Genomic DNA, 25,026 nt, shown 5'->3' with positions numbered 1-25,026 from the left:
GCCCCCAGAGCGTTCGACGCAGTCAGCACAGCAGCCCACACAACCTGCGGAGCAGCTGAAGCAGCCCGCGAAGGCGCCGGACCAGCGGCCGGAACCCGACGAGGTACCACCGGTCATGGCCGCCCCGGTCAAGAAGACGCCCGCCGCGAAGAAGGCCATCCCGACCAAGAAGACGACCCCGGCCAAGAAGGCGACTCCCGCGAAGAAGGCCACTCCGGTGCAGACGGAGGGCACCGAGACGAGGGGCGTAGTGAGGAAGGCCACCGCCAAGAAGGCCGGTGCCGCGAAGAAGGCGACCGCAACGAAGTCGGCCATAGTGGCGAACGTCACTCAGCTGGCTTTCGAAGATGTCGTGGCGGTCACCGGGCCGAAGCCAGAGCCCGTCGTTGCGGCCGCCGCGCCGTCCGCGGGTGGCAGATTGTCCGGTGATTCACACAGCGCACAACCAGACAAAACGGTTGAGTCACCTGAACCCACCGATATCCCGGTAGCCGTCAGGCCGGCATTCCTTCCAGAGGTGCTCGCGCTCGCGGCCGTCGAGCGGCTCGGGGGTGGGGCGCGCCGGCGCGTCGAGTGGTACCAGGTCACCTATCCGGAAGCGAACGGCGACGCTGTGTCGCGGGCCATTACCCGCGAGTTCGTCCGGCGGGCGCGTCGGCAGGGCTTCGCGGCCGGCCTCGCGGGGTCGGCCGGGCTCATCGTCGAGGCGGCCGGCCTCGGCTGGCTACAGGCACAGCTGGTGCTACACCTGGCCGCCGCGTACGGCCATGACCCCGAGGACCGGCGGCGTGCGGCCGAACTGCTGGTCCTGCAACGCGTCCATGGCACGGTCGAGACCGCCGGGGCGGCGGTGCGCGCGGTCCAGGTCGACGGCGCCCGGCGGGCGAACCCGCAGGCCAGCGCCGCGCGCATGACGGTACCGCTGGCCCGGGTGGTCGGCGCCGGGATCGTGCGGGCCGCGACGGCCCGGCTCGCGCGGCGCGTCGTCCCGGGCGCCGGAGCGGTCGTGGGCTATGTCACGGCCGCGCGCAGCACCGAACAACTCGCGGCGCGCGCGATGCGGTTCTACCGCAACACCCAACGCTGACATATCGCTACGAACTCGATCATGACCAGAGCGCGACGCACGTCGCTAGGGTAGTTATCCGGATTTGCTCTATTTCAGGAATCCGAGATGATCCTTGAGCAGCGCGTATCCGACGAACGAGACGATGTCGAGGATCGAGTGCGCGACGACGAGCGGCATGACCCGCCCGGTGCGCCGGAAGAAGTACCCGAAGACCAGCCCCATCACGACGTTGCCGATGAAGCCGCCGAAGCCCTGGTAGAGGTGGTACGAGCCGCGAATGACGGCGCTCACGACGATGGCCGGCCACGCCCCCCAGCCCAGGTCGCGCAGCCGGGTCAGCAGGTAGCCGACCATGACGATCTCCTCGAGCACACCGTTCTCCACGGCCGAGAGGATCAGCACCGGGACCGACCACCAGTGCGTGCCGAGGGCCTCGGGCACGATCTGGGCGCTGATGCCGAGCTGCCGAGCCGCCCAGACCAGGCCGAGCCCGGGCAGGCCGATCAGCGCCGCCAGCGCCGCGCCTCGGCCCAGGTCGGAGACGGGCCGCGAGGCGTCGAGGCCGATGTCCAGCGGGTCGTGGGCGCGGCGCAGCAGGTGTACGGCGAGCAGCGCCGGCACCACGCCGATCCCGATCCCGGCGAGCTGGTAGAGCAGGTCGAGCCATGGGCGGTCGACCACGACGGTCGGGTTGAGCGTGGCGGTCTGCTCGGACAGCGGCTTGACGTACGTGAGTCGGTTGACGATGTTGAGGATCGCGTAGATCGCCGAGCTCCCCAGCGACACGCCGAGCACGAGCAGCACCTCGGCCCGCACGGCCCGCCTGTCGATCACCGCGTCAGCGTACTTCCGAACGCGGGCGGGCCGTCACCGCACATTCGACGGCTCGCCCGCGCTCAGCAATCACCGAAGGCGTCGTACTTGATCCGGATCACCGGAACCTGCATCTCGGCGAGGGTGCGCAGGGTCGCGCGGACCATCGGGGGCGAACCCGACACGAAGAAGTCGTGGTTGTTCCACGGTCCGTAGCGGGCCACGATGTCGGAGAGGTTGCCATGCTCGCCGGGGAAGTCCGGGTCGTCGCTCGTGGCCGCCACCACTGACAGCCACGGGTAGCGGGCCGCCAAGCGTTCGAGGCAGGCGAGCTCGTAGAGGTCCTCGCGGTCGCGGGCGCCAAAGAACACGTGCACCCAGCGGGTGCGGTTGGCGCGGGTCATCTCCTCGATGAGCGCCTTGATCGGGGCGAGGCCGGTGCCGCCCGCGACGCAGACGATGTCGCGCGTCGAGCGGCGGTCCAGCGTCATCCGGCCCATGGGGGCACCCAGGCGGATCATGTCGCCCGGCACCACGCGGCGCACCAGGGCGGAGGAGACCCAGCCGGCGCCGACCGCGCGGACGTGGAAGTCGAGCGAGCCGTCCTTGCGGGGTGCGTTCGCGACGGAGTAGGCACGCCAGAGCCGCGGCTGGTATCTGGTCTCGACGCTGACGTACTGCCCGGCCTGGAACTCCAGCGGCTGCAGCGGCCGGCAGGTGATCACGGCGATGTCGCGGCTGCGCCGCTCGTGGTAGAGGATCTCGGCGTGCCAGTAGGGCGGGTTGCCGGAGTCGGCCTCGGCGCCCTCGATCATCTTGGCCGCGATGACGGCGTAGGCGTCGCGCCACGCCTGGTCGAACTCGAGTGTCCACTGGTCGCCGGCATACACGCGCAGGGCCTCGAACAGCGCGGCGCCGACGGCATCGTAGTGCTCCCGTAGCGCGTGAAACTTGCGGTGGTCCCGGCCGAGCGCCTGAAGGTACTCCCCGAACCGCTCCGGATCGTCGACCGTCTGCACAGCCGTGACGATGGCGCCCAGTAGCCGGGAGCGCTGGACGTCCATCTGCACCGGAAACAGGTCCCGCAGCTGGGGGTTGTCGAGGAACATGCGCGCGTAGAAGTAGCTGGCGAGCTTGTCCTGCTGTTCCTCGACGAGTGTCCAACTCTCCTTCAGTAATCGCGACAGATTGCTCATCGGTGCCCTTCGCGGTCAACGTAGGTGCCGTCCACGAATCAGCGTCACCACCTGCGATGACCACGCATCGCACTGGATGTGCGACTAGGCGTGTCCAAGGCCGATATTCCACGCGACGCGCCGGTCTCGCGGGGCCTTGACACGGCCTGAACATGCCGGGCCGAAGGACGGCGTCACACCAGCCGTGCGACTCCCCCGCACGGTGATGCGATCCATGGGTGCCAGGCGTCCGCGCCGGATCACCGTTGACGTCGAAGGGCCGTACACGCCGGCCGCGGACGAACTCGACCGACCGTCCCGCACTAAACGCGCCATAAGCAGAAAAGAATCGCACACATTCATTCACGTTCAACGAGGCCGAAAGGGGTTCACACCCGGCTCACCGCCGCCCACACTGGGTGGATGGCTGTGCGCCGGGCCGTCGCATTTCCGTTGCTTTGCACCGTACGATTCTTCGCGCCGCGGTCCCGCCAGACCGCGGCTTTTTGCGCGCCCGGCTCGCGCCCGTTCACGTGGCGATTCGGCAACCCGCCCCTGAGGAGCAGCGATGACCAGTGACGTGGCCGATGACCGAATGACAGACCGAACGGCGGAGCGCAAGACCATGCCGAACCTGGGTTTCGGCGCCCGCAGGCCGAGCGAGGTGATGGCGGCGCTCGGGATCGTGCAGCTGGGCGACCCGGTCCTCACCACGGCCACCCGCCCGTTCGTGCTGCCGGACGAGCGCGACGAGGTCCTGCGCATCCTGGACCGGCTCACGGCGGTCGCCGACGCGGTCGAGCGGGTGCACGACTTCACCACCGGCGCGATGGGGCTGGCCGCGCCGCAGATCGGCGAGCCGCGCTCGATCGCGATCTTCCGGGCCGCGGGGGCGCCTCAGCTCGTGCTCATCAACCCGCAGGTCATGGAGGTCGGCCCGGCCAGCACGCTGGACTGGGAGGAGACGACCGAGGGGTGCCTGAGCTTCTTCGACTTCCGCTGCGTACTGCGCCGGCCGCGCACCGCGGTGATCAGCTACCGCACGCCGGCGGGCGGCGAGGCGATCGCCACCTTCGACCACGGCCGGCTGGCCCGTGACGTGCTACACGAGGTGGACCACCTCAGCGGCGTGCTGTGCGTCGACCACGTCGAGCCCGGCACCCCGGCGGTCTCGCTCGCGTAGCGCGCGGCGGATCTCCCCCACGCCCACCCGCTCCAGCGACGGTGCCCACGCGTGTGCGAGATCGGAGCGGACCACCGGCGCCACGTTGAGCACCGCGCAGCCGGCCACGTGCGCGCTCGCCACGCCGAGCGCCGAGTCCTCCACGGCGACGCAGTCAGCGGGGCGCAGGCCCAGGGCGTCCGCGGCGGCGAGGTAGGGCGCCGGGTCGGGCTTCGGGCGGTGCCCGTCGTCGCCGCAGATCACCGCGTCGAACGCGCCCGGACCGGCCTCCGCCAGCACGTACCGCACGAGCTCGCGATACGTCGAGGTGACCAGCGCGGTGTGCAGGCCGGCGGCGCGCGCCTCGGCCATCAGCTCGCGAGCGCCGGGCAGCCAGTGCACGCCGCGGGCGTACGCCTCACGGACCTGCCGCTGCACGAAGGCCACGTCGTCCTGGACGTCATACCCGGACCAGCCCAGCTGCCGGTGGATGCGGTGCATCGCGAGCGTCGCGTCCAGCCCGCTCAGGCTGCGCAGCAGCTCATCGGTGACCTCGGCGCGGCGGGATCGCACCAGGCCGGTGTTCGCCGCACCCCAGATCGGCTCGCTGTCGATGAGCGTGCCGTCAAGATCGAACAGGACCGCAACCGCCACGCGGGCCATCGTAGCGACGGCCGCGGCGCGCCTCAGTTGCGGTCCTCACGCGGACAGTTGGTGGTCCTCGTCGTGCGTGCTCTGCGACCCGTGCGGCGGGTCGACCCGGTCATCGGGCTCCTCCACCGCACCCTCCGGCCGGCTGCCGCGGAAGCGCCACTCCAGCCGGTAGTAGTCGTGCAGCGTCGCCGCCTCGGTGTGCCAGGAGAAGACCGCGCGCCCGTCCTCCGACAGCTCCTGCGTGATCGGGGTGCGCAGCGGCACCTCCTCGGCCGACAGCGACGTCTGCACGCCCCAGACCACCGGGCGCATCCGGGCCGGGAACTCGACCTCGACGGTGAGGTGGCGGGTCGGGAGGCGGATCGCCCGCTCGAACCAGTTGCCCCACTTGTCGATGCCGATGTGCCAGGAATACGCGATGGTGGTCCGCTGCCCGGGGTACAGCGGGAAGCGGCCCTGCGCGTTCTCGAAGAGCAGCCACAGCTCCTTGAGCGTGTCGCGGTCGGTCTTGGCCCGCCACTCCATCGGCTCACCGGCGCACGAGGCCACCAGCGACAGCTCGTCGAGCGACAGCGGGTGGTCGTGGTGGTGGCGGTTGGAGCGCGCCGGGTCGTCCGGGTAGCGGTCGACCGAGATCCGCACGAGGTACCGCGTGATCGGCTCCGTGCCGGCGTTGTACAGCGTGCGGCGGACCGTGCACCGATACTTGCCGTCGACATAGGAGAGCCGGGCGGTCTCCCGCTCGACCACGAGCCCCGTTCCGGGCGGCAGCCACTGATCCGGCACCGGCGGGTCGCGCCCCGGAACGCCGACGCGGCTGCGCGCCGTGGCCCGCAGCTCGTCGTACTCCTTGTACCGCTGCCAGACCGCGCCACCGCTCTGCAGGATCGCCTCGGCGCGGCGCGCGAAGTCCTCGGTCGGGCGGTGCCGGCCGGCCTCGACGTGGCTGACGTATGAGGCGTCGAAGCCCATCGCGGCGGCGAGCTGCTTCTTGGACATGCCGCGCTCCACGCGCCACCGCGCGAACTCTGCGACGAACGCCTCCGACGCCCGTTGCACGGGAGAGGGGTCGCTCGTGGTCATGTCCGGTCCAGCCCTACAGGGAGACGGCCCCTGTCCGATTAGTGTCCACGAGTCCAGCTGTCGACCAGGCCAGCCGGACGGATTCCTGACAAAATGGTTGACAACACCGCCCCATCAGTGTTGATCAAGCAATTCGATCACCGCCCGCCTCCATTGCGGTGACACACCGTCACCACGACGGCGTCACCGATGTCCGTCTACCTAAGAGTGGTTAGCCTTACCTAATAGCTGTATCGTGGGCGCTTGGCATGCACATCTGGGGGTACGCAACGGTGGTGAGCACTAACCGCCCGCACAGCACGCGCACCGAGGCGCGGTGCCGTCATGCCGTGCCCCCGGCCCTCATCGGCGACGCAACGTGACCGCGCTCATCAGCCGCGAGGGCGTCGAGCCGCTCGCGCCGGTGGTCGCGACGCTCGGCGCGCTGCGCACCCGGCACGGTGAAGCTTCGCTCCAGGGTCTGGTGCCCGGCCTGGTCGGCCCGGGCGGGCCGCAGTGGCGGTCGGCCGACGAGCTCGACGTCAGCGACCTGCTCGACGCGGCGGCACACCGCTGGAGCGCCCAGCCGCACGCCGCGGCGGCACTGGCCTGGAAGTGCTACTCCTACTGGCTGGCACTGCCGGCGGTGCTGGGCTTCGCCGCGTCCCGGCGGGTGCCGCTGATGACGCCGGATCACGTGCTGGTGCGCTACACCGACCACCAGCCGTTCCTCACCCTCGCGCTGAGGACCCCGGTGACGGCAGTGGTGGCCACCGACCCGATCGTGGCGACGGACGCCCCCGGCCTGCTCATCGTCGAGGACGAGGCGGAGTTGCTGGGCGTGCTGCGCAGGTCGCTGGTCGACGCGCACCTCGACCCGCTGCTGGAGGAGTTCCGCAAGCGGGCCCGCATCGGCCGGCGGACGCTGTGGGGTTCGGTCGCCTCGGGCGTGGCGTATGGTCTGTCGCGCGCCGCCGACTCCCTGCCCGGCAGGACGATGGACATCGCCAACCGGCTGCTGACCGCGCTCGACGCGGAAGACCTGGTGGACCTGACCCCGCGCCCGGGTGGCGGCCTCGACATCCAGCGGCGGACCTGCTGCCTGGCCTTCACGCTGCCGACGCCGAAGGTCTGCACCACCTGCTGCATCCGCTCGCACTGAGCACCACCTCCGTCGTGAGCCGTGAACCGCGAACGGACCGGCGTAGCCCCGTTGGATGGACGAACCGCCCGCCTCAGTAGTTGGATCGGGGGCGATGAGCGACTTCAGCGCGGACTTCGAACTCGACGGCGAGCCGGAGCGGGAGTTTCACGCCGGCGTGGCCGGGCGCATGGCGCACAAGACCGTGGCGAGCGGCGCCCTGATCCGCGACCCCGGCGGGCGCATTCTCTTCGTGGTGCCGAACTACAAGCCGTTCCTGGACATCCCTGGCGGGATCGTCGAGACGGGCGAGCCCCCGTCAGCGGCCTGCGCGCGGGAGGTCGGCGAGGAACTCGGCCTCGACATTGCCGTCGGCCGTCTCCTGGTCGTCGACTGGACGCCGGGCCGCGGGCCGTGGAGCGATCAGCTGCAGTTCGTCTTCGACGGCGGCGTGCTCGATCCCTCCGCGACGATCCGCCCCGCCGGCGACGAGCTGACCGGGTTTCGCTGGGCGACGCTCGCTGATGCTCGATCCGACCTTCGGCCCTCGGTGTACCGCCGGCTCGAATTGGCATTGACGGCCATCTCGACCGGAGCGACCCTGCACGCCGAGTTCGGGCATTTACTCAGCCCCGCGTGACTGCTGCGTGAGCGTGCACCGAGGCCGAAACGAGGGCGGGGCGGCCACCCGGCCGCCCCGCCCGCTTCGTTCATAGACCCGTCCGGTCAGTCGTCCAGCCAGTCCAACGGCCGGCGGTTGTCGCCCCGCTGGCGGGCGTCATCCCCGCCACCGCCACCGCCACCGGTGTTCGGGCCGTAGCCGCCGCGCTGCTCGTACTCGCCCCCGCCGCTGTAGCCGTTGCCGGCCCTCGGGGGCTCCTGCGCGCGCTCGTAGCCGTCGCGCTCGTATCCGGCGGCGGGCGCGTATCCACCGCGCGGCTCGTAGCCGCCGCGGCCGGCGTAGTCGCCGCCACCGGCCGATGGCCCGTAGCCGTTGCCCGCGCTAGGGCCGGGGTCGTTGTCGCCGTAGCCGCCCGGGCCGCCGGAGGGCGGGCCATAGCCGCCTGCCGCCGGGCCGCCGGGTCCGTACCCGCCGCCCGCGGACGGGCCCTCGTAGCCGCCGCGCTGGTCGTAGCCGCCGCCTTGCGGGCCGCCACCGTTGTAGCCGCCGCCTGCCGACGGGCCGTCGTAGCCAACACCCTGGGGACCGCCACCGTTATAGCCACCACCGGCTGACGGGCCGTCGTACCCGCCGCCCTGCGGGCCGCCACCGTTGTAGCTGCCACCGGCCGACGGGCCGTCGTAGCCGTTGGCGCCGTACCCGCCGCCGCCGGAGGACGGGCCGTAGCCGCCGCCTGCCGAGGGACCGTCGTAGCCGTTCCCGCCGCCATAGCCACCCGGGTTCCCCGCGCCACCCGGACCGCCGGAGGACGGGCCGTAGCCGCCGGCCGGCGAGGGCTGGCCCTCGTAGCCGCCGCGCTGGTCGTAGCCGCCACCCTGGGGGCCGCCACCGTTGTAGCCACCACCGGCCGACGGGCCGTCGTAGCCGCCGCGCTGGTCGTAGCCGCCGCCCTGGGGGGCCCCACCGTTGTAGCCGCCGCCGGCCGACGGGCCGTCGTAGCCGTTGGCGCCGTAGTTGTTGTTGCCGCCGGTGGCCGGCTCATACCGCTGGGTCGCCTCGCTGTAACCGCCACCACCACCGGCCCCGGCGTAGTCGGGCGCATACGGGTCGACCGGCGGGCGCGACGACGGGCCGTAGCCGGCCCCGGCGCTCCCGCCGCCCGGTCCTGCGGGGCCGCCCGGGCCCCCGTAGCCACCGCTGGCAAAGCCCGCCTGGTCGTTGTAGCCGCCCGCCGACGGGTAGCCGCCGGCCCCGGGCGGTGGCGCACCGTACGGATCGGGCGGCACGTCGTCAAACACCTGCCCGGCGTGCACGATCGCGGTCGCGTCGTTGGCGCCGGCACGGTTGATCATCGTCGGGGCGGGGCCCATGGCGCCGACCATCGTCGGGTCGGCCTGCGGGGCGCGGTAGCCGGGGCGCTGCGCGGGCACGTTGCGGCGCGGTCCGGTGTCCTCGTCGCCCTCGTCATCGTCGTCGTCACCGCGGCGGCGCAGCAGCAGCACGATCGCCACGATGCCGAAGCCCACCAGGAGCACGCCGAGCGCGATGAGAATCCAGGAGACCCCGCCGCCGCCACCGTTGTTCGCGGCGTTGGTGGTCGCGTTGTTCTGCGGGACGACGCCACCGCTGGACTGGCCGTCGGTCGCCAGGTCGCTGGCGGTCAGCGGCGGTGGCGGCGACTGGGACTCGGCGAGCGCGGGAAGGCCGAGGTTCACGCTGTTCACGGCCCTGCCGGCGGTGCCGGTGACCTGCTTGGAGAAGTTGTCGTAGCCGGTCGCGCCGGCGCTGATCTTGATCGTCCCGGGCGCGATCGGGCTGGCCTCGGTGCCGGGGAACCGGTAGGTGCCACGCTCGCCGGTGGTGACCTGCCGGCTCTTGCCGGCGGAGTCCTCCAGCATGACGGTCGCGCCCTTGATCGGCTTACCGGTCTCCGAGTCCGTGATCGTCCCGGAGACCTCGGTCACAGTCGGCACCGCCGACGCCGACGCCGACGCGGAAGGCGACGCCGCCGCGGGTCCCTTGAGATTGACGAAAAACTTCTTGTTGCCTGCACCTGTGGCGCTCACAGAACCCTCGAGATTGGTCAGGTTCTGCCCAGGCTGCAGGCCGCTGGGGCTCTTCGCGATCATCTGGAACTCGATGTCCACGGGGCTGGACGCCAGATCGAAGGTGCACTTCACAGTGGTGCCGCCCTGTTGACCGCAGTCCACCCCGTTCGGAGTGCTACTCGCAGTAACCGTAAGATTGCCGTTCCCGGACGGCACGGTCATCGTGACGGTCACATTTGGGGTCGGGGTGCCGCTGATTGTCACCTTCAACGGCTTCGACTCCCCGGCACCAATGTCGATCGACCCCTGAGGGGAGGTCATCGTCACGTCGGCGAACGCCGGCGTTGCTATGCCGACCAGAGCGCCCATGGCTAGAACGGCCACCGCCCCCACTTTGAGCAGCAGGGTTCGTCGGTGCGCGGTCACGTCACACCCCTCCGGATCTTGACTTTCACCCGAGCTTCGCTGCCGAGCATGTCCGTTTACGGTCCAACATGCGAGCGAGCCTCGCCTTGCATGGTGCGCCGGAGCAAACTATGCCCTGTCCGGAGGGGTCGGCGAAACCCGAGACGTGTTGCAACCGTCCCGGAGGCGGCCGTATCGTCCCGGTATGTCCACTGCGCACCGATATTCCGACACGGTGCAAAACGTCCTTGACGCCCTCGAAAAAGGGGTCGAACCCAGTCGTCCGGCCCTGCGCGACGCCGTCCGCGAACTCCTCGCCGACCTGCGGACACACGCGCCGGGACGTTCGGTGGAGGTGCGGATTCCTCCGTACGGCGCGATTCAGTGCATCGAAGGGCCGAGGCATACGAGAGGTACGCCACCCAACGTCGTGGAGACCGACCCGACCACGTGGATCGAGATCGCCACGGGTCGGAAATCGTGGCACGAAGCCGTCATCGCCGGGAAGATCCGCGCGAGCGGGGTTCGGGCCGATTTATCGGCTTATCTTCCCTTGTAACTACCCGAACCGCCGGACAGGCCGCTCACCAACGGCGCACAAGTTGTGGCTCTGCGTCATGCCAGAAACCTCGCGTACACTGTTTTCCGCGACGGCGACCCAGCGTGCGGCGTCGACCAGCAGCCGGCCCGGAAAACCACCTCTGCGGCCGCGTCCACCTCAAAGCCATCTTGCAGCCATCTCAACAGCCAGACGGCAACTGCGACGACAGGAGCGGCACGTGCCCCGAGGCGATGGCCGGTTGAGCCACGAGCTCGACCCCCAGCGTCCAGGTCCACAGGACAAGTGTGGAGTGTTCGGCGTCTGGGCGCCGGGCGAAGAGGTCGCGAAGATGACCTACTACGGGCTGTATGCGTTGCAGCACCGTGGGCAGGAAGCGGCCGGCATCGCGGTGTCCGACGGATCCGGCGTCGTTGTCTACAAGGATCTCGGCCTGGTGTCGCAGGTCTTCGACGAGCCGACCCTGGCGAGCCTGCGCGGCCACATCGCGATCGGCCACGCGCGGTATTCCACCACTGGCGGATCGACCTGGGAGAACGCGCAGCCGACGCTGCGCTCGACGCGCGGCGGCCACGACCGGGCCGGCACCACGATCGCGCTGGCGCACAACGGCAACCTGGTCAACACCGCCGAGCTGGCCCGCCGGGTCGCGGAGCTGCCCGACATCGAGCCCGACGCGATCAACTCCACCAACGACACCGCCCTGGTGACGGCCCTGCTCGCCGCGCGCCCCGACCTGTCCGTCGAGGCCGCCGCGCTGGAGGTGCTGCCCACCCTGCGTGGTGCGTTCAGCTTCGTCTTCATGGACGAGGACACCCTTTACGCGGCGCGCGACGTCAACGGCGTGCGCCCGCTGGTGCTCGGGCGCCTCGAGCACGGCTGGGTCGTGGCGAGCGAGACCGCGGCGCTGGACATCGTCGGCGCGAGCGTGGTCCGCGAGATCGAGCCCGGCGAGCTCATCGCGATCGACGAGCACGGGCTGCGCTCCAGCCGGTTCGGCACGCCCGACCCGAAGGGCTGCCTTTTCGAGTACGTCTATCTGGCCCGCCCCGACACCACGATCTCGGGGCGCAACGTGCACGCGGCTCGCGTCGCGATCGGCCGCACGCTGGCACGGGAGCACCCGGTCGCGGCCGACATGGTCATCCCCGTGCCGGAGTCCGGCACCCCGGCCGCGATCGGCTACGCAACCGAGTCGGGTCTCCCGTTCGGCCACGGCCTGATCAAGAACGCCTACGTGGGGCGCACCTTCATCCAGCCGTCTCAGACGATCCGTCAGCTGGGCATCCGGCTCAAGCTCAACCCGCTGCGCGACAACGTGCGGGGCAAGCGGCTCGTCGTCGTCGACGACTCCATCGTGCGCGGCAACACCCAGCGCGCGATCGTGCGCATGCTGCGCGAGGCGGGCGCGATCGAGGTACACGTGCGAATCTCCTCACCGCCGGTCAAGTGGCCATGCTTTTATGGCATCGACTTCGCAACCCGCGCTGAGCTGCTGGCCAACGGGCTCGATCTGGACGGCATCCGCCGCTCGATCGGCGCGGACTCGCTCGGCTACGTGTCGCTGGCCGGGCTGGTCGCGGCGACCGAGCAGCCCGCGTCGCGGCTGTGCAGCGCGTGCTTCGACGGGCAATACCCGATCGAGCTACCGGCCGACAACGTGATCGGCAAACACGTCCTGGAAAGTGTCGCGCGCGCTGCGGGGGCCGCGCCGACCACGACCGACGGTGGCGCGGCCAGCGTCGCCGCCAGCTTGGGCGGCTCCGGCGCCCTGCTGCGACCGTGACCGCCCACCCGAGACATACCGCGGTGGCCGCCGCCGCAAAGGCAATCAAAAGGGGAGAAAGTGACGCACGTGGATGAGCTCGCCGACAGGTCCGGTCAGTCCGGCCAGGGCAGCACCCCCGAGCGGCAGCTGTGGACGGCCGGCAACGGCCGGGGCCGCCGCAAGACCGTGACCTATGCGGACGCGGGTGTGTCGATCCACGCCGGCGAGCAGGCCGTCGAGCTGCTGCGCACCAAGGTGCACCGGACCCACCGGCCCGAGGTCATGGGCGACATCGGCGGGTTCGCGGGGCTGTTCCGGCTCGACCTGAAGAAGTACAAGAGCCCGATCCTCGCCTCCTCGACCGACGGTGTCGGCACGAAGCTGGCCATCGCCCAGGCCCTGGGCATCCACGACACGGTCGGCATCGACCTGGTCGCCATGGTGGTCGACGACCTGGTCGCCTGCGGCGCCGAGCCGCTGTTCCTGCTCGACTACATCGCCTGCGGCGAGGTCGTGCCCGACCGGGTCGCCGAGATCGGCGCCGGCATCGCGGACGGCTGCCGCTACGCCGGCTGTGCGCTGCTGGGCGGCGAGACCGCCGAGCACCCCGGCGTGATGCGCCCTGACGAGTACGACATCTCCGGCACCGGCGTCGGCGTCGTGGAGGAGGACGCGATCCTCGGCCGCGACCGGGTCGAGGTCGGCGACGCCGTTATCGCGCTGCGCTCCACGGGCCTGCACTCCAACGGCTACTCGCTGGTCCGGCACGTGCTGCTCGGCGCCGGCCGGATGCGGCTGGAGACCGTCATCGACGAGTTCGGCGGCCAGCGCACGCTGGGCGAGGAGCTGCTCACCCCGACGCGGATCTACGCCAAGGACTGCCTTGACCTGATCAAGGAGGCCGACATCCACGCCTACGCGCACGTCACGGGCGGCGGCGTCCCCGGCAACCTGGTCCGGGTGCTGCCCGAGCACCTCGACGCGGTCGTGGACCGCTCGACCTGGCGGCCGCAGCCGATCTTCGAGCTGGTGCGCACCAAGGGGCGCATCGAGGACTCGGAGATGGAGAGCACCTTCAACATGGGCGTCGGCATGCTGACCGTGGTCTCCGCCGAGGACGCCGACCGCACGCTGGCCTTCCTGGCCGGCCGCGGCCTGGATGCCTGGCAGGTGGGCGAGGTCATCGAGGGCACCGGCACGGTGCAGATGGTCGGATCGCACACCCGCGGCTGAGGCCCGCGGCACGCACGGCACACGACGGAACGAAACGGGGGCGGCCGCCGGGGCAACCGGCGCCGCCCCTCTGTGCGTCATTGAAGAAGAGCAGCTGTCGGCATGCACGGAGACGGAGAAATCTCTCGCTCATTCGATCAACTGGGGCTTACCGCGGCGCAGGGATGGACCTAGGCTGAAGCGACACGTCCCTATACCCAAAAGGAGGATGGGGCGGTGTCGTGGAGCGGCATGCGGGGGATCTCGCCGATCCCGAGCTATGTGGTGCTGCAGCCAACGACCTTGTGCAATCTGGACTGCACATATTGCTATCTCCCCTTCCGGGCGCGTAACGACCGCATGAGCCCCGCTGTGGCCGCGGCCGTGGCCGCCTCGGTCAACCGATGGGCGGCGGCCGACAAGCGCTTCTCGGTCGTCTGGCACGGCGGGGAGCCGCTCGCCGCGGGGCGGGACGCCCTCGCCGAGCTCATGGCGCCGTTCGAGGGCGTCGAGCACCACGTGCAGACGAACGCGACCCTGATCGACGACGCATGGTGCGAGTTCTTCGCCGAGCGCGGCGTGCGGGTCAGCGTGAGCGTCGACGGGCCGGAGTCCAACAACCGGGAGCGGGTCAACCGGGCCGGCGCCCCGGCATACCGAACGATCTTGCGAGGCGTCGAGGCGCTCCAGCGGCATGGCGTGCCGTTCTCAGCGCTCTGCGTGGTCGCCCAGCCAAGGCCGGGGCTGGCGGCGCGACTCTACGAGTACTTCCTCGACCTCGGCTGCGACGTTCTCGGGGTCAACATCGAGGAGCAGGAGGGCGTCAACGCGCGCGTCAACGACTTCGCCGACGACGCCGTGCGGACGTTCTGGGCGGAGCTGGTGGCCGCATGGCGGCTCGAGCCGCGTATCCACGTGCGCGAGATCGAGTGGACGCTGCGGTACGCCGGGGCGGTGCTCACCGGCACGGCCGACGGCATCCTCCCGGGCGCGCTCGACCCGATCCCGACGATCGCCGCGGACGGGCGGGTCTTCCTGCTCTCGCCGGAGCTCGCCGGGTTCACCGACGCGCGCTACGGCGACTTCTCCTCCGGCAACGTCCTGCGCACCCCGCTCGCCACGATCCTGGCCGGCGCGGCCACCTCGGCGGGGTGGGTGCCGGAGTACCTGCGGGGCGTCGAGGCATGCCGCACGAGCTGCCCGTACTTCGGGTTCTGCGGTGGCGCGCACGCGGCCAACCGCTACTTCGAGCACGGCAGGTTCGACGGCACCGAGACGAACCACTGCCGCAACAGCAAGATTCGCCTTCTGGAGGGAGTGCTGGACCATGCCAAAGCACGCTGACCCGGTCACCGAACGCGTCAACGAGGCCGCGGACGGCCTTCGTGTGTTGCTCGAGGAGGCTGCCGCGGCACGGGCCGCCCGCGCGGAGGCGAGCGGACAGGACGGCACGAGCGCCGTCTGCGCCTGGAACCATTTCGAGAACATCCCGACGTTCTACAACTGGAACAACCGTCCCCGTTGAGGGTTGTTCGCGTCGTCATGGCCGCCGAGCCGGGCTGGGCATGGAGCCCCGAGGTGGGTGGAAACCACCCCGGGGCGATGCCTACGCCGAGACACCCGCATGGCGGTCCGTCGAGAGAACGGCCGCCGTGCGGGTGCTATAGACACGACTCGGGCACGTGGTTGTCCACGTGCCCGTGAGCCGGGTTGACCGATGGTCAACGACCCCGTGAGCGCCAATCACTGTCGCTAGAGGGGTCGTCGTAGTCGTCCTCGTCGTCAGCCTCATCATCGACTTCACCACCATACTCGGCGTAGTCGTCGCGTGACTTAGGGCCACCCGCCGCGAGCTCGCGCTGCAACGCTTCGAGGTCGGTGTTTGGGGAGTGATACTTCAACTCCCTGGCCACCCTAGTCTGCTTGGCCTTCGCACGGCCGCGCCCCATGGCTCGACCCCCTCGCACAGAATTACGGGGCAGCCATTACCGGCAGGCCCCGACAACGTCAGGCATCTCTCGTGGCTCTTACGGTACATGTCGCGGGCACCTTTCGGCATCTCGGCCCTACCGACCATTTCGGTGGCGTTGCTTACCCGACCGGACCGGTCGGGTAAGCACCACATGTCGGGAGGGGTCGTAACGCCCGCTCTGCACCCCCGTGCATGGTTTACACCAAGATGGTACGAAGCCTTCCGACTTCGGCCATCCGCCGTTCGGCGAGGCGGTCCGCGGCCAGAGCCGGCGGCACGTCCTCGGCCTCCGCGAGCTGCAGGATCTGCCGGGCGGTGTCGTAGATCCGCCCCGCCCGTTCCTTCGCCCGGGCGAAGTTGAAGCCCTCGATCTCGTCCGCCACCTGAATCACCCCGCCCGAGTTGACCACGTAGTCGGGCACGTAGAGCACGTCACGCTCGGCGAGGAGCTTCTCCACCCCCGGGTGAGCCAGCTGGTTGTTGGCCGCGCCGGCGACGATCTTCGCCCGCAGGACGGGGACGGTCTCGTCGTTGAGAGCGCCGCCCAGCGCGCAGGGCGCGTAGACGTCGATCGCCGAGGTGATCAGGTCCTCATTTCCCTCGACCAGGTCGACCTGGGGATATGTCGAGCGCGCCCAGTCCCGGGCCCGCTCGGAGACGTCGGTGGCGAGCACGGCGGCGCCGTCCTCGAGCAGGTGGCGGGTCAGGTGCTTGCCGACCTTGCCGAGGCCGGCGATGCCGACCCGGCGGCCGGCGAGCGACGAGGTGCCCCAGCGGTGCTCGGCGGCGGCGCGCATGCCCTGAAAGACGCCGTAGGCGGTCAGCACGGAGGAGTCCCCCGCGCCGCCGTGCGACTCGGAGCGGCCGGTGACGTACTTCGTCTCCTTGGCCACGATGTCCATGTCCTGCACGTACGTGCCGACGTCGCACGCGGTGTAGTAGCGGCCGCCGAGCGACTGCACGAATCGCCCGTAGGCGCGCAGCAGGGCCTCACTCTTGTCCTTCTCCGGGTCACCCCAGATCACCGCCTTGCCGCCGCCGAGGTCGAGACCGGCGAGGGCGTTCTTGTACGCCATGCCGCGCGACAGCTCCAGCACGTCGTGCAGCGCGTCTTCCTCGGTGGCGTACGGGTAGAACCGCGTCCCGCCGAGCGACGGGCCGAGGGCGGTCGAGTACACGGCGATGATGGCCCGCAGGCCGGAGTGCGGATCGTGGCAGAACACGACCTGTTCGTGGTTGCTGGTGAAGACACCCAATGCATGCTCCCGGGGCGACGTGCGGCTTAGTCCTCGTGAGACGGTGCCGCAGACGGAGTGCGGTGATCTGACCCTAACCCCGACACGTGGCAGTCGGGTCGAGGGCGGCTTCGCGCCTTCAGGTCATTTCGTGCGACGATCGGGCCGTGCCGTCGCTCTTCGCGTCATACCTGCGGGTGTACGAGCCGCTGGCCGCCTTCGACCGCGACCACCAGTTGTACTGGCGTCGCTATGTCAAAGAGGGGCGCGCAGTGGCGCTGTCCGACGGCCCCGGCCGGCAGCGGACCGCGGTGCTCGAGGCGCTCGGTGCCGGCTGGACCCGGCTGCCGGCGCTGCCGGACGAGGCGTATGTCCTGGAGGCCGACGACACACTGCTCGTCTGCCCGTGGAACCTGCGCATCCGGGTCGCCGAGGCGGCGCTGACGGCGCGGGACGGGGTGCCCAGCGTCATCGCGGACGCGTTCGTACCTCCCGTGCTCGCCGGCCTCGCGCAGACCGTCGTGGACGACTGGCGCAGCGGCGACCACGTCCTCGAGCGCGGGCTGCCGCGCGTTCACGAGCAGGTGGCGACGTGGGGCGTGCCGCTGCGCTGGTTCGTCTTCGTCGACCTCGAGGAGCGCGAGCTGTCGCTGCGCCCAGGGCGGCGAGTCCTGCGCTACCGGACCGAGATCTCGAAGGCCCGCCGGCGGGCGCATCGGGCCTACGCCGTTCTTCGGCGGGCCATAGGAGACGCGCCGATCACGGTCGCCGTCGAGGAGACGGCCCGGTGGCTCGAGGAGTTCCACTCGCGCTCGATCGTCGAGCTCGACTACGGCGGCCTCGTGAACCTCATGTCGGACGACGCCCTCGCCACGGACGACTCTCCCGGGCTGGTCTCGGCCGGCTTGTCCGACGTCGCGCGCGGGGACGCGGACGCGGCCACCGAGGTGTACGAGCGGCTCGTCGACCGGTGGCGGGCCGTGCAGCTGCTGGAGCGCTGCAACTGAGGCGCGGCTCGCGCCGAGTGCCGAGGCCGCCCTCGGCCACCGGCGGCGGGCATCAGTGAGACAACGGTCGGGCCTGGCGGCCCTCACTGCCTTGTCCGCGGTGCCAAGAACCCGCGGCCTGCGGGCCGCGGCAACCGGGCAGCCACAGAAAATCCGACATATGATGCTTTAACACGACCTCCAGCTGGACCTTCGGCGCCGGCCGCGCCTGCGGCCTTTGTCGACCGGGCCGACGCACGTCGCAGGCGAACCTTGCCAGGCTCAGAAGCAGCACGTTCACTCCGTGATCACGGAAACCCGCCGCGATCCCGGCCCAGCCGACGATGGCCGTCCGGCCAGGTGTGCAAGGTCTGGCTCCAGGCCGTGTCGTTCTGCTGGTGGGCGGCGCTGGCGCTGGCGTACGTGGTGATCGCCGGCAGACCGTTCATCGGTCACACTCAAAGCTGCTCCTACCGCTGCTCAACCAGCGCAAGGTGCACCTGGAGGTTCGGGACATCACTGCCGGACGCTCATTGACCGGCGCTCAACGGCGCAGTAGCCCTGTAGCCAGTCGGGACGTCCCGGACCGCCAGCCCCCGCACACACTCCCGCAAGCCCTCACAGGGGCAGCAACGGTAGGCGGTGGACCGACGGCCCAGGTGCACCCGGCCCATCCAAAGCCGGGCAACAACGGTTTCCCCAATGAGGAGCGGCCGTGCGTTGCACGGACCGGAGCCATGAACATGACGAAATTCAATGTCCAGTTCGTCACTCACCCGATCGGGTGTCACTCTCAGCGACCGAATCACGTCTAACCAGTGTCCGTTATGCCTAATTGAATGAGGTTTATGAGGTACCCAACACCCCAGAGTGTGAGATAGATTCGTGGTTACCCACTCACCCTCCGTCGCAACAGGTCACCTTTTATCCCATTTTGAGCCGCCAAATTGGCAAAAATCACTTATTCATCATCCGTCCATACAGGGACCTTCAGCCGTTCGGCCCATGTCGGACATCGGGGACTAGCCGGACCATAGGAAACGCGTCGGCCGGCGGGACCCCGTCCGACGTTCCTGGGTACCTGTGGAGGAGTGACCGATGCCATCTCGCACGCATGAACCTGAGCCGTTGCTAACGCCGGCTGAGGTCGCGTCGATGTTCCGCGTCGACCCGAAGACCGTCACCCGCTGGGCGAAGGCCGGCAAGCTAAGCGCTATTCGCACGCTCGGCGGCCACCGACGCTACCGCGAGTCCGAGGTGCGAGCGCTGCTCCAGGGCCAGATTCCCCAGCAACGCCAAGGCGACTGACGCAGACAGTACCTCGCGTAACCCCCAGGCGCCAAACGCCAAGCTTGTCTCCACGACGCGCTCGGATCATCACCCCGGTGATCCGAGCGCGTCGTTTCGTTTGAGGATTATTCACACCAGCGTGATGCGGATGCCGACCGTGGCGTCGGCGCCGCGACGCAGGACGCTGGCCCAGACGAACAGGCGGCCGCTGAGGCCGTACTTCTTCTTGATCAGCTCGCGTACCGCAGCACTGCCGTCCGGGCCGAGCAGCGTCGCCTGGGCCGGGACCGGCTCGCCCTTCGGCACGCCCCGCACGTTGCACGGCGCGACGGTCACCGCGCCGTCGCGGCGGATGCGCTTGACCTTGCCGGAGTCACCCACGGTCCACACCAGCAGTGCGTCGCCGTCACGCACGGCCCAGACCGGGGTGGGTACGGGCGTTCCGTCCCGGCGAAAGGTCGTCACCAGGAGATACTGTTCCTCGCCCAACTGCTCAATGGCGGCGGGAGTGTTCGTCATACGACACACCGTACGAGCCGCGCTACCACCAATGGCCATCACGCGCCCGGTTGACGGGGAGTTAGTCTGATGGCCCAGCCCGAAATTCAGCGCCAGCGGCCCGGAGATCATGATGAAGCTATCGATCCTGATGCCGGTCTACAACGAGCAGGAACGCGTCGCTAACGCCGTGAAGCAGGCGCTCGACGTGAACTACCCGACAGAGATCGAGCTCGTCATCGTCGACGACGGCAGCCGCGACCGCACGGCTGAGATCCTCAGTGGGCTGAGCGATGATCGGCTTCGCGTGTTCGTCCACCCGCGCAACAAGGGCAAGGGCGCGGCGATCCGCACGGCGGTGGAGAACGCGACCGGGGACTATATGGTCATCCTCGACGCCGATCTCGAGTACGACCCGCAGGACATCCCGAAGCTGCTCGAGCCGGCGCTGGACGGTCGGGCCACGGTGGTCTACGGCAACCGGACGTTCGGGAGCCACAGCTCCTTCTCGTTCTGGTATGTCATGGGCAACAAGGCCGTCACGACCGCGGCCAACATGCTGTTCAACTGCTACCTCGGCGACCTTGAGACCTGCTTCAAGCTCATGCCGATCTCGCTGTACCGTTCGCTACGGGTGCGCTCGGCCGGCTTCGGCATGGAGGCCGAGGTGACGGGCAAGTTGCTGCGCAACCGGCACCGGCCGTACGAGGTGCCGATCTCCTATCGCGCCCGCACCCGCGCAGAAGGCAAGAAGATCACCTGGAAGGACGGCGTCGAGGCGCTGTGGATTCTGTCCCGCGAACGCGTCCGCAAGCCGTACCGCCCCGCTTGAGCCGCCCCCCTGAGCTGCTGAGCATCGGAGAGCTCTCAGCACGCAGCGGCGTCGCGCCGTCCGCCCTGCGGTTCTACGAGAAACTCGGCCTCATCCGCTCCACGCGCACCAGTGGCAACCAGCGCCGCTACGAGCGCACCGAGCTGCGCCGGGTCGCCTTCATCCGCATCTCCGCGCAGGTCGGCGTGCCGCTGGAGACCATCAAGGAGGCGCTCGCCTCGCTGCCCGCCAACCGCACGCCGACCAAGGCGGACTGGGCCCGGCTCTCGGCCGGCTGGCGCGGCCACCTCGACGAGCAGATCAAGCTCCTCGAGCGGCTCCGCGACACGCTCACCGGCTGCATCGGCTGCGGCTGCCTGTCGCTCAAGACGTGCCGCCTCGTCAACACCGACGACGATCTCGCGGCCAAGGGCCCGGGCCCGGTCATCCTCACCCGGCCCTGATCAGCGAGTCAGCAGGATCTTGCCGAAGTGCTCGCTCGACTCGAGCAGCCGGTGCGCCTCGGCGGCCTCCCCCATCGGGAACCGATCGTGGATCAGCGGGCGCACGATGCCCTCCTCCACCAGCGGCCACACCTCTTCGCGCACCCCGCGCACGATCGCGGCCTTCTCCGCCGCCGAGCGCGAGCGCAGCGTCGTTCCCACCACCGTGGCCCGCTTGGCCAGCAGCTGGCCCAGATCCAGCTCACCGCGGCGCCCGCCCTGCAGCCCGATCACCACCAGCCGCCCGCCGACCTTGAGCGCGTCGACGTTCTGCTTCAGGTAGCTCCCGCCCATGATGTCGAGGATGACGTCGGCCCGCACCGACTGGCTGAAGTCCTCCGCCGTGTAGTCGATCACGCGCTCCGCGCCCAGCTCCAGCAGCCGCTCCCGCTTGACCGCCCGCGCCGTGGCGACGACCGTCGCGCCAAGAGCCTTTCCCAGCTGTACCGAGAACGTCCCGACCCCGCTGCCGCCACCGTGCACGAGCAGCGTCTCCCCCGGCTTGAGCCGCGCCACGTCCACAACGTTGGAGAACACGGTCGCCGCGACCTCGGGCAGCCCCGCCGCGTCCACGACCGAGACCCCCTTCGGCACCGGCAGAACCTGGCCGGCGGGCGCGACGGCGAGCTCCGCGTACCCGCCCCCGCCGATCAGCGCACACACCTCCTGACCCACATGCCACCCGTGGACGCCCTCGCCAAGCTCACGAATGCGCCCGGAGACCTCCATCCCCGGGTACGGCGGCGCGTCCTTCGGCGGCGGATAGTTCCCCTGCCGCTGCAGCGCGTCGGCGCGGTTGACGCCGGCCGCCGCCACCTCGATCAGTACCTCGCCCGCGGCGGGTGCCGGGTCCGGCACCTCCGTCCACCGCAGCACCTCGGGTCCACCTGGCCGTTCGATCGTGATCGCATACACGGCTCCATCATCGCCGGTCCCACCAGGGACGCCACCCGTGGTGGTCCATCCCGCACGACCCTCGCCTCGATTTCGCCCTGCGCCCCCGGCCCCAGTCTTGGGCCGTACCTTGATCTGCGCTCGGTGCCCCGGTCGGGTCTTCCGTCGGCGGGGCCGTTGGTCCGGCGTCGGCGTCGCGGTTGGTCCCGTGCCCAGCTCGGCTCTGTGCCCCACGACTCCACGGCGGCGCTTCGCGCCCGTTTGGGGTGTCCACCGGCACAGTCGCGAACGCAAGCGGCCCATCGCGCATCGGGGGTGTCGGCGGCAGCGCGGCAACGGGCATGGCTGGCCCCCTGTCTCCGCTCGCCAGCGGCGAGGTCCCGACGCCTTGGTCGTACGCGGCCGCCCCAACCCCGACCGCTCTGCGGCGCCTTGTGACGTACGCCGCGCAAGGATCGTTGAAGAAGAGGTGCACAGTCCCGTTCCCCCGTCCGATCTGCCGTAGACCTCGAGTCAGCGGCAGCTCACCTTCGGATAGTCGGACATTTGCGACAGCATGTCCGAGAAGTCATCAGCCCGAGTTCCCCGCCCAGCTACCCGGACGCCACGAACGACGTCCCTCATGTGGGTGACGAGGCCGGACGGACGGGGATCTGGCACACTTAGCGTCGTTCCATTGGAGGGCTCGCCTAGTGGCCGATGGCGCCGGTCTTGAAAACCGGTGAGGCGTTCCGCGTCTCCGTGGGTTCGAATCCCACGCCCTCCGCTCCCTGGCCTGCGGGAACATTCCCCGCCGCCACCCCTGCACGCCCCCGCCGTACCGGCGATCTTGGCGCCTTTGGCCACCGTATGGCCACGGCGCACGGGAGGCTACTCGCTTGGCCGCGGAACGCGCGGCGGCAGCAGCGCCACCACAGCCTCGGCCGCCGCGTCGTGAACGGCCCGGCGCACGTGCTGGTACAGGTTTCGGGTGATGTTCGTGTTCGCATGGCCCAGCTGGTCCGAGACGACCTTCACATCCAGGCCCGCCTCAAGGCCGAGCGTCGCCGCGGTGTGCCGGCCCATGTGCAGGGTGATCTCCGGCAGGCTGGCCGCGACGGACAGCATCTTGAAGCGGCGGGTCACGTAGTCCGGCCGCAGCGGCGTGCCGTCCTCCCACGCGAACACCAGGTCCAGGTCGGAGTAGGCGTCGCCGAGTGCACGCCGATCCTCGTCCTGCGCTTCGAGGTGCAGGGCGAACAGCCGGGACGACTCGGCATCCAGCGTGACCTCGCGCTCCCCGGCCCGGGTCTTCGGCACGCCCGTGACGACCCGGCCAGCGACCTGCAGGATCGTGGACCGGATGAGCAGCACCTTGCCCTCGGCAACCCGGTCTTCCCGACGCAGGCCGATCGCCTCACCTCGGCGCAGCCCGCGCAGCAGGACCAGTCGCCACAGCAGGTGCAGCCGGTCGTGTTCGGTGAACTCCAGGAAGTGTCCGACCTGCTCGGGCGTCCACACTCGGGCCGGAAGGCGGGTCTCCGGCTCAAGCTCCACGAACTCGCACACGTTGACGTCGACGCGGCGGCTCTTGCGGGCCGCGTTGAGGGCGTTGCGGAGGGTCGCGAAGATCCGGTGCTGGGTGGCGATGCCGACGGTCATGGAGCGGCGTCGCTGGTCGCCGTCGCAGGCGGGCTTGCGACCCTCCTGCTTCGCCAGCTCGATCTCGGTATTCCACTCCTCAATCCGGTCGAACATGTCGTAGATGTGCTGCTCAGCAAGCCGGTCGAGCGGGATGTGCCCCAGCATCGGCTTGAGGTACACGCGGATGTGGCCAGCGTACGAGTCGTTAGTCGAGTCGCGGAGCTTCCGCTTGCCGTCGATCCACTGCTCCAGCCACTCCCCCAGGGTCATCGACCGGTCGAGCGGCCCGCGCAGGCCGAGGCGGCGCTTCACGTCCTCGGCGTCCGGCAGCTGCCCGCCGCGCTTTGTGCGGTCGAAGATGAGGTCGACGATCCGCGTTTCTGCGCCCGGGTCGCCGGCCGCCAGCCGGACCAGGGCGTGAACGTCGTCGCGGAACTTGTTCGCGGCCGTACGAGTCGCGAAACCGCGACGGCGCATCTCCCGGACCCCGGTCGACGTGGTGAGCCGCTCCCGGTAGTTCCACTCTCCGTGCTTGGAGTCGGAAAGGCTCGGGCACTTCGCGCCGAGCTGGCGGCCGGTGCTCGGGTCGACACAGGTGCAGTAGCGCTTGACGGAGCCCTTCATGGCCGACCACCGCCGTGGCGCTCGACCGGCTTCTCCCGCATTGCTTGCTCCCGCTTCGGTGGCTCCCGCCGCTCGACGGGCGCCTCCGGCGGAACCGGCCGCCCCTTCGGCTCGCCCTGCCCCAGCGCGTCCACCGTCTCCCGGAACTGCTCCTCCGGGGTGAGGTCGTTGACGTTGAGCATCGCCCCGATCATCAGCCGCTGCTGCTCCAGGGCAAGCAGCACCTGCCGGCGTTTCGGCGGGGTGAGCCGCGGGTCGTCGAGGAGCAGGATCAGGCCCGCGAGCGGATGCGGGATGCGCCACGTGTCGTAGCCGGGCGGCAGGTGCAGGCCGGGCAGGGACGTGTCGTCGGGGTCGTAGTGGATGATGCGGCGTTCGTTGTCGGCGCGCTCCGGCGGAGATGGCTGGAATGACTCCGGGTCCGGACCGGATTCGCCGATGTTCTCGACCGACACCCGACCGTCAGCGAGCCTCGAAATCACTGTGTCGCCGACGCGTACCTGTCGGATCGGTTGTCCGCCGTGTATCTCGCGACGGGACGGTTCAGGGTTGCGACTGCCTGAAACAGTCAAAGCAGGGCTGGCACTCAGGGTGACCGCAACGGCCTGTGGATCTGTTGGGACCGGCCGCCCAGCAAGAACTGCATCAACGGTCCCGGCGGGCCACCGCAGCGCCCGCTCGATGCGCACTAGCGTGGCCGGATCGTAGGAGTCCCGGCGGCCACCCTCCAGGTCGCCAAGGATTCGCGTGCTCAGCCCGACGATCTTGGAAAAAGACACCAGCGTGTGGTGCCCAAGTTCGACGCGACGTTGAGTGATCGCCTTACCCAGATCAGTCCACTCCACGCTGCCGAGTCTGCCACGGACCTGAATGATTCCGAACGACCGACACGTAGCAATT

Annotated in this window: 24 protein-coding genes, 1 tRNA gene and 1 pseudogene; 14 read left to right on the top strand and 12 right to left on the bottom strand. The window is 69.9% G+C overall.

The genetic code is table 11. The features are described from left to right. The first annotated feature begins 115 nt into the window (after positions 1-115). On the top strand, positions 116-1,087 hold the full coding sequence (locus AB0367_RS00970; protein ID WP_366224104.1) for an EcsC family protein: 972 nt from the start codon (positions 116-118) through the stop codon (positions 1,085-1,087). Positions 1,088-1,156: 69 nt separating this feature from the next. Here AB0367_RS00970 and AB0367_RS00965 read toward each other — a convergent pair whose 3' ends face one another. Together AB0367_RS00965 and AB0367_RS00960 are read right to left on the bottom strand one after the other, a co-directional pair. Beyond that, on the bottom strand, positions 1,157-1,903 hold the full coding sequence (locus tag AB0367_RS00965; RefSeq protein ID WP_366224103.1) for a CPBP family intramembrane glutamic endopeptidase: 747 nt from the start codon (positions 1,901-1,903) through the stop codon (positions 1,157-1,159). Between the two features lie 62 nt (positions 1,904-1,965). Next, positions 1,966-3,078, bottom strand: coding sequence for a globin domain-containing protein (locus tag AB0367_RS00960; protein WP_366224102.1), 1,113 nt, complete (start codon positions 3,076-3,078; stop codon positions 1,966-1,968). Between the two features lie 547 nt (positions 3,079-3,625). On the opposite strand from AB0367_RS00960, the gene AB0367_RS00955 reads away from it, so the two are divergent. Then, positions 3,626-4,240 (top strand): peptide deformylase, encoded by a 615-nt coding sequence (locus AB0367_RS00955; protein ID WP_366224101.1) that lies wholly within the window; start codon positions 3,626-3,628, stop codon positions 4,238-4,240. Here AB0367_RS00955 and AB0367_RS00950 read toward each other — a convergent pair. Both AB0367_RS00950 and AB0367_RS00945 read right to left on the bottom strand, forming a co-directional pair. Then, on the bottom strand, positions 4,160-4,873 hold the full coding sequence (locus AB0367_RS00950) for an HAD family phosphatase (protein ID WP_366224100.1): 714 nt from the start codon (positions 4,871-4,873) through the stop codon (positions 4,160-4,162). The two genes, AB0367_RS00955 and AB0367_RS00950, sit on opposite strands and share 81 nt — an antisense overlap. A gap of 129 nt (positions 4,874-5,002) precedes the next feature. Beyond that, positions 5,003-5,956: pseudogene (locus AB0367_RS00945) on the bottom strand (helix-turn-helix transcriptional regulator); the annotation flags it as partial. A gap of 358 nt (positions 5,957-6,314) precedes the next feature. Here AB0367_RS00945 and AB0367_RS00940 point away from each other — a divergent pair. Both AB0367_RS00940 and AB0367_RS00935 read left to right on the top strand, forming a co-directional pair. Beyond that, a complete protein-coding gene (locus AB0367_RS00940; protein WP_366224099.1) occupies positions 6,315-7,097 on the top strand; it encodes an IucA/IucC family C-terminal-domain containing protein in 783 nt (260 codons plus the stop codon). 94 nt (positions 7,098-7,191) lie between these two features. Next, entirely contained in the window at positions 7,192-7,716 is a 525-nt protein-coding gene (locus AB0367_RS00935) for an NUDIX hydrolase (RefSeq protein WP_366224098.1), read from the top strand. Positions 7,717-7,802: 86 nt separating this feature from the next. Here the strand turns inward: AB0367_RS00935 and AB0367_RS00930 are convergent, their stop codons facing one another. Further along, positions 7,803-9,878 (bottom strand): carboxypeptidase-like regulatory domain-containing protein, encoded by a 2,076-nt coding sequence (locus AB0367_RS00930; RefSeq protein ID WP_366224097.1) that lies wholly within the window; start codon positions 9,876-9,878, stop codon positions 7,803-7,805. Between the two features lie 478 nt (positions 9,879-10,356). Between AB0367_RS00930 and AB0367_RS00925 the strand changes: the two genes are divergently transcribed. The 5 genes from AB0367_RS00925 (at position 10,357) to amcA (ending at position 15,215) form a co-directional block, all read left to right on the top strand. Next, on the top strand, positions 10,357-10,710 hold the full coding sequence (locus AB0367_RS00925; RefSeq protein ID WP_366224096.1) for a sterol carrier family protein: 354 nt from the start codon (positions 10,357-10,359) through the stop codon (positions 10,708-10,710). A gap of 220 nt (positions 10,711-10,930) precedes the next feature. Then, positions 10,931-12,496: an amidophosphoribosyltransferase gene (gene purF / locus AB0367_RS00920; RefSeq protein ID WP_366224095.1), complete on the top strand. Its 1,566-nt coding sequence runs from the start codon at positions 10,931-10,933 to the stop codon at positions 12,494-12,496. Positions 12,497-12,556: 60 nt separating this feature from the next. Beyond that, complete coding sequence (gene purM / locus AB0367_RS00915; protein WP_366224094.1) at positions 12,557-13,711, top strand: phosphoribosylformylglycinamidine cyclo-ligase; 1,155 nt, start codon at positions 12,557-12,559, stop codon at positions 13,709-13,711. Between the two features lie 231 nt (positions 13,712-13,942). Further along, entirely contained in the window at positions 13,943-15,034 is a 1,092-nt protein-coding gene (amcB, locus tag AB0367_RS00910; RefSeq protein WP_366224632.1) for a cyclophane-forming radical SAM peptide maturase AmcB, read from the top strand. Further along, positions 15,018-15,215: a multiple cyclophane-containing RiPP AmcA gene (amcA, locus tag AB0367_RS00905; RefSeq protein ID WP_366224093.1), complete on the top strand. Its 198-nt coding sequence runs from the start codon at positions 15,018-15,020 to the stop codon at positions 15,213-15,215. The genes amcB and amcA overlap by 17 nt, the downstream gene beginning before the upstream one ends. A gap of 196 nt (positions 15,216-15,411) precedes the next feature. On the opposite strand, the gene AB0367_RS00900 is transcribed toward amcA, so the two are convergent. Both AB0367_RS00900 and AB0367_RS00895 read right to left on the bottom strand, forming a co-directional pair. Beyond that, positions 15,412-15,639, bottom strand: coding sequence for a DUF3073 domain-containing protein (locus tag AB0367_RS00900; protein ID WP_350554942.1), 228 nt, complete (start codon positions 15,637-15,639; stop codon positions 15,412-15,414). 220 nt (positions 15,640-15,859) lie between these two features. After that, on the bottom strand, positions 15,860-16,918 hold the full coding sequence (locus AB0367_RS00895; RefSeq protein WP_366224092.1) for a Glu/Leu/Phe/Val dehydrogenase dimerization domain-containing protein: 1,059 nt from the start codon (positions 16,916-16,918) through the stop codon (positions 15,860-15,862). A gap of 146 nt (positions 16,919-17,064) precedes the next feature. On the opposite strand from AB0367_RS00895, the gene AB0367_RS00890 reads away from it, so the two are divergent. Beyond that, positions 17,065-17,904: a hypothetical protein gene (locus AB0367_RS00890; RefSeq protein ID WP_366224091.1), complete on the top strand. Its 840-nt coding sequence runs from the start codon at positions 17,065-17,067 to the stop codon at positions 17,902-17,904. Between the two features lie 287 nt (positions 17,905-18,191). Here the strand turns inward: AB0367_RS00890 and AB0367_RS00885 are convergent, their stop codons facing one another. Further along, complete coding sequence (locus AB0367_RS00885) at positions 18,192-18,332, bottom strand: hypothetical protein (protein WP_366224090.1); 141 nt, start codon at positions 18,330-18,332, stop codon at positions 18,192-18,194. A 649-nt stretch (positions 18,333-18,981) separates the two neighbouring features. Here AB0367_RS00885 and AB0367_RS00880 point away from each other — a divergent pair. Continuing rightward, positions 18,982-19,191, top strand: coding sequence for a BldC family transcriptional regulator (locus AB0367_RS00880; protein ID WP_033365012.1), 210 nt, complete (start codon positions 18,982-18,984; stop codon positions 19,189-19,191). A 111-nt stretch (positions 19,192-19,302) separates the two neighbouring features. On the opposite strand, the gene AB0367_RS00875 is transcribed toward AB0367_RS00880, so the two are convergent. Continuing rightward, positions 19,303-19,692, bottom strand: coding sequence for a PPOX class F420-dependent oxidoreductase (locus tag AB0367_RS00875; RefSeq protein WP_366224089.1), 390 nt, complete (start codon positions 19,690-19,692; stop codon positions 19,303-19,305). A gap of 112 nt (positions 19,693-19,804) precedes the next feature. On the opposite strand from AB0367_RS00875, the gene AB0367_RS00870 reads away from it, so the two are divergent. Together AB0367_RS00870 and soxR are read left to right on the top strand one after the other, a co-directional pair. Next, entirely contained in the window at positions 19,805-20,503 is a 699-nt protein-coding gene (locus AB0367_RS00870; RefSeq protein ID WP_366224088.1) for a glycosyltransferase family 2 protein, read from the top strand. Further along, entirely contained in the window at positions 20,500-20,946 is a 447-nt protein-coding gene (gene soxR / locus AB0367_RS00865) for a redox-sensitive transcriptional activator SoxR (RefSeq protein WP_366224087.1), read from the top strand. The genes AB0367_RS00870 and soxR overlap by 4 nt, the downstream gene beginning before the upstream one ends. Here soxR and AB0367_RS00860 read toward each other — a convergent pair whose 3' ends face one another. Next, positions 20,947-21,900, bottom strand: a complete 954-nt coding sequence (locus tag AB0367_RS00860) for an NAD(P)H-quinone oxidoreductase (RefSeq protein ID WP_366224086.1) — start codon at positions 21,898-21,900, stop codon at positions 20,947-20,949. 657 nt (positions 21,901-22,557) lie between these two features. On the opposite strand from AB0367_RS00860, the gene AB0367_RS00855 reads away from it, so the two are divergent. Further along, a tRNA-Ser gene (locus AB0367_RS00855) sits at positions 22,558-22,645 on the top strand. A gap of 104 nt (positions 22,646-22,749) precedes the next feature. Here the strand turns inward: AB0367_RS00855 and AB0367_RS00850 are convergent. Together AB0367_RS00850 and AB0367_RS00845 are read right to left on the bottom strand one after the other, a co-directional pair. Then, complete coding sequence (locus AB0367_RS00850) at positions 22,750-24,126, bottom strand: site-specific integrase (protein WP_366224085.1); 1,377 nt, start codon at positions 24,124-24,126, stop codon at positions 22,750-22,752. Beyond that, positions 24,123-24,971: a hypothetical protein gene (locus AB0367_RS00845; RefSeq protein ID WP_366224084.1), complete on the bottom strand. Its 849-nt coding sequence runs from the start codon at positions 24,969-24,971 to the stop codon at positions 24,123-24,125. Before AB0367_RS00845 ends, AB0367_RS00850 begins: the two co-directional genes overlap by 4 nt. Positions 24,972-25,026 lie beyond the last annotated feature (55 nt).

This window comes from Dactylosporangium sp. NPDC051484 (assembly GCF_040689395.1).
Taxonomy (GTDB): domain Bacteria; phylum Actinomycetota; class Actinomycetes; order Mycobacteriales; family Micromonosporaceae; genus Dactylosporangium.
Note: the sequence above shows the minus strand (reverse complement) of the source record. Positions and strands in the feature narration are given on the sequence as shown.

What these genes read in the sequence shown, in the direction of transcription:
- AB0367_RS00970 (WP_366224104.1), top strand. Translation starts at nt 116, where the DNA reads ATGGCCGCCCCGGTCAAGAAGACGCCCGCCGCGAAGAAGGCCATCCCG.
- AB0367_RS00960 (WP_366224102.1), bottom strand. Translation starts at nt 3,078, where the DNA reads ATGAGCAATCTGTCGCGATTACTGAAGGAGAGTTGGACACTCGTCGAG.
- AB0367_RS00955 (WP_366224101.1), top strand. Translation starts at nt 3,626, where the DNA reads ATGACCAGTGACGTGGCCGATGACCGAATGACAGACCGAACGGCGGAG.
- AB0367_RS00935 (WP_366224098.1), top strand. Translation starts at nt 7,192, where the DNA reads ATGAGCGACTTCAGCGCGGACTTCGAACTCGACGGCGAGCCGGAGCGG.
- AB0367_RS00925 (WP_366224096.1), top strand. Translation starts at nt 10,357, where the DNA reads ATGTCCACTGCGCACCGATATTCCGACACGGTGCAAAACGTCCTTGAC.
- amcB (WP_366224632.1), top strand. Translation starts at nt 13,943, where the DNA reads ATGCGGGGGATCTCGCCGATCCCGAGCTATGTGGTGCTGCAGCCAACG.
- amcA (WP_366224093.1), top strand. Translation starts at nt 15,018, where the DNA reads ATGCCAAAGCACGCTGACCCGGTCACCGAACGCGTCAACGAGGCCGCG.
- AB0367_RS00900 (WP_350554942.1), bottom strand. Translation starts at nt 15,639, where the DNA reads ATGGGGCGCGGCCGTGCGAAGGCCAAGCAGACTAGGGTGGCCAGGGAG.
- AB0367_RS00885 (WP_366224090.1), bottom strand. Translation starts at nt 18,332, where the DNA reads ATGAACGGTCTGCCGGCGATCACCACGTACGCCAGCGCCAGCGCCGCC.
- AB0367_RS00880 (WP_033365012.1), top strand. Translation starts at nt 18,982, where the DNA reads ATGCCATCTCGCACGCATGAACCTGAGCCGTTGCTAACGCCGGCTGAG.
- AB0367_RS00875 (WP_366224089.1), bottom strand. Translation starts at nt 19,692, where the DNA reads ATGACGAACACTCCCGCCGCCATTGAGCAGTTGGGCGAGGAACAGTAT.
- AB0367_RS00870 (WP_366224088.1), top strand. Translation starts at nt 19,805, where the DNA reads ATGAAGCTATCGATCCTGATGCCGGTCTACAACGAGCAGGAACGCGTC.
- AB0367_RS00850 (WP_366224085.1), bottom strand. Translation starts at nt 24,126, where the DNA reads ATGAAGGGCTCCGTCAAGCGCTACTGCACCTGTGTCGACCCGAGCACC.